The following is an 8,148-nucleotide window of genomic DNA, read 5'->3' as shown; positions in this document are numbered from 1 at the left end:
GGGCGGTCCAGTCCTAGCCTGGCGAGCAATGGCTTTTAGCAGCCGCGCCGCCTCACGCGGCCCTCACTCTTCCGCTCCCCGGTGGCCGATGCCCGCCGGCTCGAGGTAGGCGACCGTGCCCACGTGCTGCCAGATCGCCTCCTCGACGCCGCGCAGTCCCGAGGTGGTCGCTACGGCAAAGCGAATTCCTGCCGCCTCGCACACCGCCTTGAGCTTCTGGGCCGGCTCCTGTCCGGTCTTCTGCCAGCGGTAGACCACCAGCACGTAGCGCGCGGTGCGGATCCGCTCGGCGTAGCGCTCCAGCTCTTCGCCCTCTTCCTGCAGCCGCTCGATCCACTCGATCTCCGCGCCCGTCAGCCCGCGCAGGCGGTCCTCCCACTCCGGGTGCCTGAGCCCGCCGGCTACCAGGATGCGGCGGTTCGACAGCCGCTCCCGCAGCACCTGCATGCGCCGGGCGTCCTCGCTCAGCCGCCATTCGACCAACTCCTGGCAGTCCTTCCAGGCGTCCTCCACCCGGTGCACCGCCTCCGCCAGCCACTCGGGCATGGGCTGGCCGGGTCCCCGCACGAGCAAGCCACGGGCGCGTTCCATGGACTCGGTCGCCTCCGCCAGGTCGCCGCTGTCGCACGCGGCGAAGGCCAGCTCGACCAGCACTTCCGCCGCCTGCTCGGGGCGCCGCTTCCGCGCCAGCCGCGTGGCCACCCGGTGGTACAGCCGATCCCGGTCCGCGCGGCTCAGGCCGTCTCTTGCTCGCTTCATGAGCGCGCGCGCCTCGTCCAGGCGGTCCAGCTCGATGAGATAGCCAATGCGGTGCATGGCCAATCCGGCAATCTCCGGATCCTCGATGGCGCCGCCTGCGGCGGACAGCTCGATCAACATGTCGGTGACCGCCGCGTGCGAGAGGCGCAGCGTACGCCGGCGCCCGTCGAGGTAGTCGTATGCCCAGCCGGGATCGCCCGTGACGACGTAGAGGCAGTGGGCTATCTCCGCTAGTGCTTCGGGCGTCTTCACGCGGCGCGCCACGCGGTCCATGACCTGCCGCAACTGATCCTCGGGGAAGTGACCCAGCAGCTCGGGCACCAGCCGGGCGAGTACGCGCGGGTCCAGGGATTCCAGCTCGGCCAGGAACTGCTCGAACCGGCTTTCCGCCATGAGGTCGAGCATCACGGCGTGGCGACCGGGGCTCAGGCCGGGGGCACGGACCAGGGCCAGCCGGAAGAGCGCGAGGCGCGCCTCGTCGCCCAGGCGTTCCACATCCAGCTCGCGCAGGATCGCGTACGCCGCATCCTCGCTCCCCCGCCCCAGCAGCAGCAGTGCCCGCGCCTCGAGCACCCGCTGCTCGTCCGGCAGCAGCTTCTCGAACCAGGCGAGCAGCTCGAGCCGCGCGTCCGGCGAGTCCCAACGCGCGTGACGCGCGACAAACTCGTAAAGCTGGAGCAGCTCCTCGGGAGCCGCCCCGGTGCCGGCCTCCGCCGGCCGCGCTGCCGGACGCGCCCTCGCAAACCGCTCGACTATCAGCGTGTGCTGCACCGGCACGGGCCCGATCTGCACGGCCAGCTCCGGCCTGCCGCCCAGCGCCTCGAGCTCGACCTGCACTTCGCCGATCGACGGGAACCGCTCTGGCCCGCGCACGCGCAGCGTGTCCTGTGCCGCCAGCAGCTCTAGACGATGATCCGAGACATCCAGCTCCGAGAGGTGCGGGTTGTAGAACCGCAGCACCAGCGTCGCCGGCGCGCCCGGCTCCAGCTCCTGCACCCGTGCCGGCCTCAGCGCGCCCGCCGCCCGCACGCCCAGCGGCCGGAAGAACACGCTCGTGCGGTACGGGTCCTGATGGCTCTCCTGCGACATGGCCAGCAGCCGGTCGATCGTGCGCCGCCACCCCTCGTCCTCCATTTCCCCCGCGTAGTCCAGGAGCCGCGCGTCGTCCAGCTTGGGAACCACGAACTTCTGCGCTGGCGCCGAGGGATTCGTCTCCTTCACGCGCCGCGTGAAGTCGGCCAGATCCGCACCCTCCACACCGGCCCAGCCGCCGAGCCGGATCTGGAGGCGCAGCGTCTCCTCCGCATGGAGCACGTCCGCCACCTCGGCGTGGCGCGCGGGAACCAGCAGCGAATAGGGCCGGTCGGTGAAGACCACGACCGCAGGTGTGCCCCTGCGGATCGCACCCTCACGGAACGATTCGGCCGCGACCCACACGCGGTTGTATGCCAGCTCCACAATCGAGCCGCGCTCCGCCGCCAGCAGGTACAGGTTCTCCTTGCGGTAGAGCGGCCGGCCGGCAGCCTTGAACAGGTACAGGGCAAGATCGGACATGCGTCGGCGCGGTTTGGGGATTCCGGGGAGGTGGCGACGGCGGGTGAAGCGCTCGAAGCGCGCCCGCGCCGGCGCGCAGGAAGCAGAGCTCCCTGGTGACAGCCACCCGGCCGTGCAGCCGGGGCGGGATTACCGATGCAGGATACGCGTTGGACAGGAACCGCGCAAGAACGGGCCGGCACGGGGCTCCTGGGCAGCCGTGCCGGCCCTGGCCGCCGCCCGGCCCCCTCGCTACCTTCGCAGCCATGTCTGCAAATCGGAAGCGCACGCGCGCCCGGGTCGGACGGACGCCGTCCCGCCCGCTGAGCCGACTGCCGCTGGCGCAGGTGGGGTGGGAGGGCGACACCCTGTCCATGGCCCGCCTGGCCCAGTTGCCCGAGGCCGAGCTGCCCGAGTACTCGCTGGCCATGTGGGTCGAGGCCGACACGGCTACCGTCATGGCCGCCCGCTTCTTCGAACCCGCCGAGCTGCCCGAAGCCGCAGCCGAGCTCCTGCTCGAGGCCATGCGCCGCCCCGGCTGGGGGCGGCCCCGCCGCCCGGTCTCCGTTTTCGTCCGCGACCCCGGCCTGGCCCGCGCCGTCCAGTCGCGGGTCGCGACCCTCGAGATCGATGTCGTCCTCCGCCAGCGCCTCTCCGCCTGGGACGAACTCGCCGCCGAGATGGCCGCCTACCTCGCCGCGCACCGCCCCGAGCGCAGCTACCTGGCCGGCGCCGGCGTGACGCCGGACACCATGGCGCGCTTCTTCGCTGCCGCCGCTGCCTACTACCGCGCCAAGCCGTGGGCGTTGCTGGACGACGACGTCCCGCTCGAACTGCGCTTCGCGGGCGAGGACCCCATCTACGCCGTGGTCCTGGGCGGCGCAGGAGCGGTGTATGGGCTGAGCATCTTCTTCTCCGCACAGGAACTGGCCTCGCTGATCGAGCAGGAACTGCCGCTGCCGCTGCCCGCCCGCGACACGCTGGTCGTGACCTACGAGCGCGAGGAGATCGTGCCGCCGCGCATGCGCGCCGAGCGCCGCTCCCACCGCTGGCCGCTCGCGGGCCCGGCGGCCATTCCCTTGACGTATCGCCAGATGCCGGACGGCACGGTCCGCGAGCCGGACGCCCGCGAGATCGAGCGCATGGCCCAGGTGCTCCTCGGCCTGGCCGCCTTTGTCGGGCGTAGCAGCAGCGAGATCGCCGCCAGGTGGGCGGTGAGCGACGCCATCACCATCGAGGACTTCACGGGGGCTCCGCTGGCCGTGGACATTGTGGCGCCAGCGCCCCTTTCCGGTGCCGCGCCGCAGCTCGTGGGCCGGCTGGCGCGCCGCACCCGCCCGGAAGCGGCCGCACCCCCGCCCGGCCGCTCGCCGCTCCTGGAAGAGATCCGGGAGCGGATCATGGAGCTGCCTCACGGCCGGGCCACGGTCCGGCGCCTGGCCTGGTCCTTCTTCCGCGAGGGGACGCCGGAATACGTCGAAGACGATGACGAGGTCGGCCACTGGCTGGCGCTCAGCCGATTCCTCGATTGGGCCCACTTCTTCGTGCGCCTGCCCGGCGGCGCCACGCTGGCCGAGCAGGCGCTCGACATGCTCGCCCCCACCCTGCCACCCGACGAGCTCGAGCGGCGGCGCCGCTTCACACACCCGCGCTACTCGGTGTATGAGGTACGCAAGGTCGATCCCGGCGAGGGGTTGGTGGTTCGCGACATTGTGCAACCTGAAACGCTGCGCGTCCGGGAGCGGCGCGCCAGCTACCAGGTGCGCAAAGGATGGACACTGATCGGGCCGCTCTTCCCGGTCGGCGACGACGAATACGTGCTCGACTCCGCCATCACCCCCTTTGACCGGCCGCCGCCGCGGCGGCTCAAGGAGATGCCCGCGGGTGGAGGCGAGGAGTTCGCGCCCGCGCTGGAAGCCGTGTTCTACGGGGCTAACGCCGAATGGATCGAAGAACTGGAATCGAGGGCCGAGGTCAAGCAGGCTTACCAGGAATTCCGTGAAGCACTGGCCGGCGCCGGCCAGCAGCTCCCCGGCTATGCTCAGCTCGAGCGTCGCATCCGGGCCACCGATCGCCCCGCCGAGCTGCTGGCCCAGGCCATGGGCCCGGCCGGCTGGTGGACCGAGATCGAGCCCACCCTCTTCCTCGCGCTCCTCACCCGCGCCTGGAACCTCACGCCCCGCCGCGAGCTGGGCGGGCGCTCCCCGCTCGAGGTGCATTCGGAAGCCGGGGACAGCGCCTAGCTGGCGCCGCCATTACCGGCCCTGCCCCATGCCCTGCCAGTGGAAGGAAAGCGCCCACAAGCCGTTGTCCATGTCCGACGCGTAGACCACCCCCTGATGCAGTTGCGGCGCCCAGATCCGCCCCGCCCCGCGACTGCCCGACGGGCGCAGCGACGAGTACTCCCGAGCCTGCCGGTCCAGCGAGCCGAGCAGCCGGCCGCTGACATCGAGCGCGCGCACGCCGTTGCTGTACCACGCGGCGAACAGGATGCCCGCGGACTCGTCCAGCCAGAAGTTGTGGGGCGGATCGCCGGGCAGGAAGAAGTCCGCCACCTCGACCGGGCGAGTAAGGTCCGACAGGTCCACCACGTGCATCCGCCCCGGCGCCGATGCGTTGAAGTCCTCCTCCCCTACGAACGCGTAGGCCGCCGCCGGCCAGTACCACACGTTGTGCACGTTGCCGCGGCTGGTGATGATGCGCGAGACCTCGACCGGCCGCGAGGGCGAGCCGCCGCGAATGCCGTTGCCCACATCGAGGATGATCAGCCCGGCGTCCCAGTGCGACACGAAGGCCAGGCCGTCGCGCACATAGACGTCGTGCACGAACGAAGTCCCGGCATAAAATGAGGCCACCTCAACGGGCGCGGCAGGATTCGAGACGTCCAGGATGTGCAGCCCGCCACTGGCGCTGGCGCCGTCTTCCACAATGTAGGCGTGCGAGCCCTCGATCCAGAGGTTGTGCACCCCGTTCTCGAGCCCCTGCGTGTAGCGAGTGATGACCCGGGGGTGCAGCGGGTCGGCCAGGTCGAGGAGCGTAATGCCGTTGCGCCCGTCGCTCGAGCCTTCCTGGGAGAGGATCGCCAGCCCGCCGTCCGCCCCAATCTTCACGTCATTGACCACGCGCGCGTCGACGCGCACGGAGTCGGTGCGCACCGGCCGCCCCGGATCGCTCACGTCCCAGGCGAAGAGCCGGTTGCCCTGCGTCGAGTCGGTGCAGGCGCCGAAGCACCCCCAGGTGCCTGTATAGGCAAAGTTGGCGTGGAGCCAGAGGTCAGAGGTGAAGCGGTTGGGGACGGGTCCGTTCCCGACCACGCGGAAGCTGCCGCTGAGGGCGCGGGCGTCCAGCGCAATCGCTGCCGTGTCGCTTACTCCACTGGCGGTGGCCATGACCCGCGCCGTTCCGCCGGCCAGGTATCCCACGAACCGGCCGCTCGCATCCACGGCCCCCGCAGCGGGATCTGTCACGCGCCACGAGGGTCCCGAGCGGAGCGTATCCTCGCGGCCGCTGTCGAAGCGCAGCACGGCGCGGAGCTGGACGACGTCGCCCTGGCGCGCCCGCTCCGGCGCGATCACCTCGAGTGCCAGCGGAGCCCCCGGCGTCCTCACGGCCACGGACACCGAATCAGCGGCCGACTCGCTTTGCGCGCGGATCAGGGCACGGCCGTTCCCCCGCGCCTGTACCAGCCCGGCGGCCACTGCCGCCACGGCCGAGTCGCTCGAGCTCCAGGCCACGGCAGCATCGGCCTCGGCCATAGCATTGCCGCGGGCGTCCGCCACACGCGCCCGCAGCCTGACCGTGTCGCCGACCGCGCGCAGCGTGTCCGGCGTCGCGGGTTCGATCCTGAGCGAGGCCGGCTGCTGTGCGACGCGTAACACCGCCTCGCCTTTCACCTGCCCTACGGCCGCCGCGATCGTGGTGACCCCGTTCGCCGCCGCGCGCACCAACCCACTCGAGTCCACGCTCGCTACACTGGCCAGCGAGGAAGTCCAGCGGACAGGGACGCCCTGAACGTCGCGGCCGGCGCGGTCCAGCGGACGGGCCGACAGGCGGAGCGTGTCGCCCAGCGCGGTCAGCGCGGGAACCGGAGCGGGCGCGATCTGGACGTTGACCACGGAGGCAATGCGCTCGTCCAGCCCCAGCGTGTCGTCGCACGCGTCCAGCAGCGGCGCGCCCAACAGCGCTGCAGCCAGGGCGTGGCGCGCCATGGAGCCCTTCTGCAATCGTCGCATCTCAGACCGTTTCCTTGCCAGGCACGAGTTGCCGCCGCGGCCGGCGCGGCTGCCGGTGGTATGCTCCGCCGGACACGGAAGATCCCTGCCCCGCTAACCCGGAGAGCCGCCGGGCCGTTGGTGGTAGCTGGCAATATCGGGATCTGCCCGGGATCAGTTTTGCGCGCCCAGCAGCAGGCCGGCAGTGAGCAACAGCCCTGCGGAGGGTGAGAACTCGGTCAATCCACGCACCAGGCTGAGCCGCACCCAGCGGCCCCCCCCGACGCGCAAACCCAGGCGCAGCTCGCTCAGATCCTCGTTGCCCCGCAGGGACGGACCGAACAGCCCGTTGGCTTGCCCCAGCAGCGCAACGCTGGGAGTGACCGGCCCCGCGTCATACTCCGCGCTCAGCGCGTAGACCCAAATGTCCACCTGCTCGAGTCGCGGACTGCGCGTGCCGAACACGCCGAGTCCGCCCTCCGCCGCCAGTAACACCAGCCCCCGGCGCAGCCGGGCAGCGAGGAGGGCGAAGAAATCGGTCTGGTCCCGATCCAGCCCGACCTCGTTGTCCGTGGTGGGCAGGCGAGTGCCGAAGCGCACGGCCGCGTCCACCGCGCCGCGCCCACCCGTGAGCCTCACGGCCGTGGCCACGCGGTAGTCGCCCGAGTCGTGGCGCGTGCCGTCCGGCTCGACAAGCGCACCGCCCGTCGGCGGGGCGAACACCTCGTCCTCCCGGAACAGCCGCTGCACTGTGCCGCCGGCCTCGAGCGCCACGCGGCCGGTCCGCCAGACAAGGGCAAAGTCACCGAGCTCGAGCAGCCGGCCCGCAGTGCCTGCCAGCGAGGCCCGTTGCGACGCCAGGATGCTGCTACCCAGGCGAAGGGACAGCGCCCGCTCCCCGTCGAATACCGACCAGTCCAGGGGCTCGAGTGGCCGGAGCTGCGCCGCGGCAGGCGCCGCGACCAGCAGCAGAGCCGCCGCGGCAGCGGCGCCCGGACACGAGTTCCTGCACACGGCCGGTATTCTACCGAACGACGCCTGTTGCGGCCAACACCGCGCCGGCCCCGCTCTGGAGGGGGCCTTCTTCTTCCCGCCCGCCGGACGGGCACGGATCTTGTATAGCGTCGAAGCGGAGGGGTGAGGGAGAGGGAGGTGGAGACCCAAGCACGGCGCCCCTCGGGGCGCCGTGCTCTTTTTGCCAGGCCTATTCGGCGAGGAGTCATAGATGTCCCAGCGCTCGATCCTGGCCGCCGCCCTGCTGCTGAGCGGCGCCTGCGCAACCGGTCTCCATGACGCCGGCGGCCGCGGCTCGCCCGGCCGCGAGACCACCGTGTCCGTGGAGAACCGCAACTGGGCCGATATGAACGTCTATGTGGTGCGCGCGGGCGCCCGCACGCGCCTGGGCATGGTCACCAGCATGAACCGCGCGACCTTTGCGATTCCCCAGACCATGACGGCTGGCGGCGGCGACATTGCCCTGCTCGCCGACCCCATTGGCTCGAGCGCCACCTTCCAGACTGAGCCTATTCTTCTGGCGCCGGGGCAGCACATCGTCTGGCTCATCGAGAACTCGATCCAGCTCTCCAGCCTGTTCGTGCGCTGACCGCCCGGGCGGCCAGGGTCCAGGGATTCGGCGAGTAGGGCC

The 8,148-nt window shown here is 71.4% G+C and carries 5 protein-coding genes; 2 read left to right on the top strand and 3 right to left on the bottom strand.

Going from position 1 to position 8,148, the window contains the following annotated elements:
- Positions 1-63 precede the first annotated feature (63 nt).
- The gene (locus tag HY703_06445; GenBank protein ID MBI4544813.1) at positions 64-2,313 is read right to left on the bottom strand and encodes a hypothetical protein; all 2,250 of its coding nucleotides are present in this window, start codon (positions 2,311-2,313) and stop codon (positions 64-66) included.
- 245 nt (positions 2,314-2,558) lie between these two features.
- Between HY703_06445 and HY703_06440 the strand changes: the two genes are divergently transcribed.
- Entirely contained in the window at positions 2,559-4,535 is a 1,977-nt protein-coding gene (locus tag HY703_06440) for a hypothetical protein (GenBank protein ID MBI4544812.1), read from the top strand.
- 12 nt (positions 4,536-4,547) lie between these two features.
- Here the strand turns inward: HY703_06440 and HY703_06435 are convergent, their stop codons facing one another.
- The gene (locus HY703_06435; protein MBI4544811.1) at positions 4,548-6,524 is read right to left on the bottom strand and encodes an Ig-like domain-containing protein; all 1,977 of its coding nucleotides are present in this window, start codon (positions 6,522-6,524) and stop codon (positions 4,548-4,550) included.
- 153 nt (positions 6,525-6,677) lie between these two features.
- On the bottom strand, positions 6,678-7,517 hold the full coding sequence (locus HY703_06430; GenBank protein MBI4544810.1) for a hypothetical protein: 840 nt from the start codon (positions 7,515-7,517) through the stop codon (positions 6,678-6,680).
- 211 nt (positions 7,518-7,728) lie between these two features.
- Between HY703_06430 and HY703_06425 the strand changes: the two genes are divergently transcribed.
- The gene (locus HY703_06425) at positions 7,729-8,106 is read left to right on the top strand and encodes a hypothetical protein (protein MBI4544809.1); all 378 of its coding nucleotides are present in this window, start codon (positions 7,729-7,731) and stop codon (positions 8,104-8,106) included.
- Positions 8,107-8,148: the final 42 nt, after the last annotated feature.

The sequence above is a fragment of the Gemmatimonadota bacterium genome (assembly GCA_016209965.1).
Taxonomy (GTDB): domain Bacteria; phylum Gemmatimonadota; class Gemmatimonadetes; order Longimicrobiales; family RSA9; genus JACQVE01.
Note: the sequence above shows the minus strand (reverse complement) of the source record. Positions and strands in the feature narration are given on the sequence as shown.

Excerpts from the sequence above, each read along its gene's own strand:
- HY703_06445 (MBI4544813.1), bottom strand. The coding sequence starts at position 2,313 with ATGTCCGATCTTGCCCTGTACCTGTTCAAGGCTGCCGGCCGGCCGCTC.
- HY703_06440 (MBI4544812.1), top strand. The coding sequence starts at position 2,559 with ATGTCTGCAAATCGGAAGCGCACGCGCGCCCGGGTCGGACGGACGCCG.
- HY703_06425 (MBI4544809.1), top strand. The coding sequence starts at position 7,729 with ATGTCCCAGCGCTCGATCCTGGCCGCCGCCCTGCTGCTGAGCGGCGCC.
- HY703_06435 (MBI4544811.1), bottom strand. The coding sequence starts at position 6,524 with ATGCGACGATTGCAGAAGGGCTCCATGGCGCGCCACGCCCTGGCTGCA.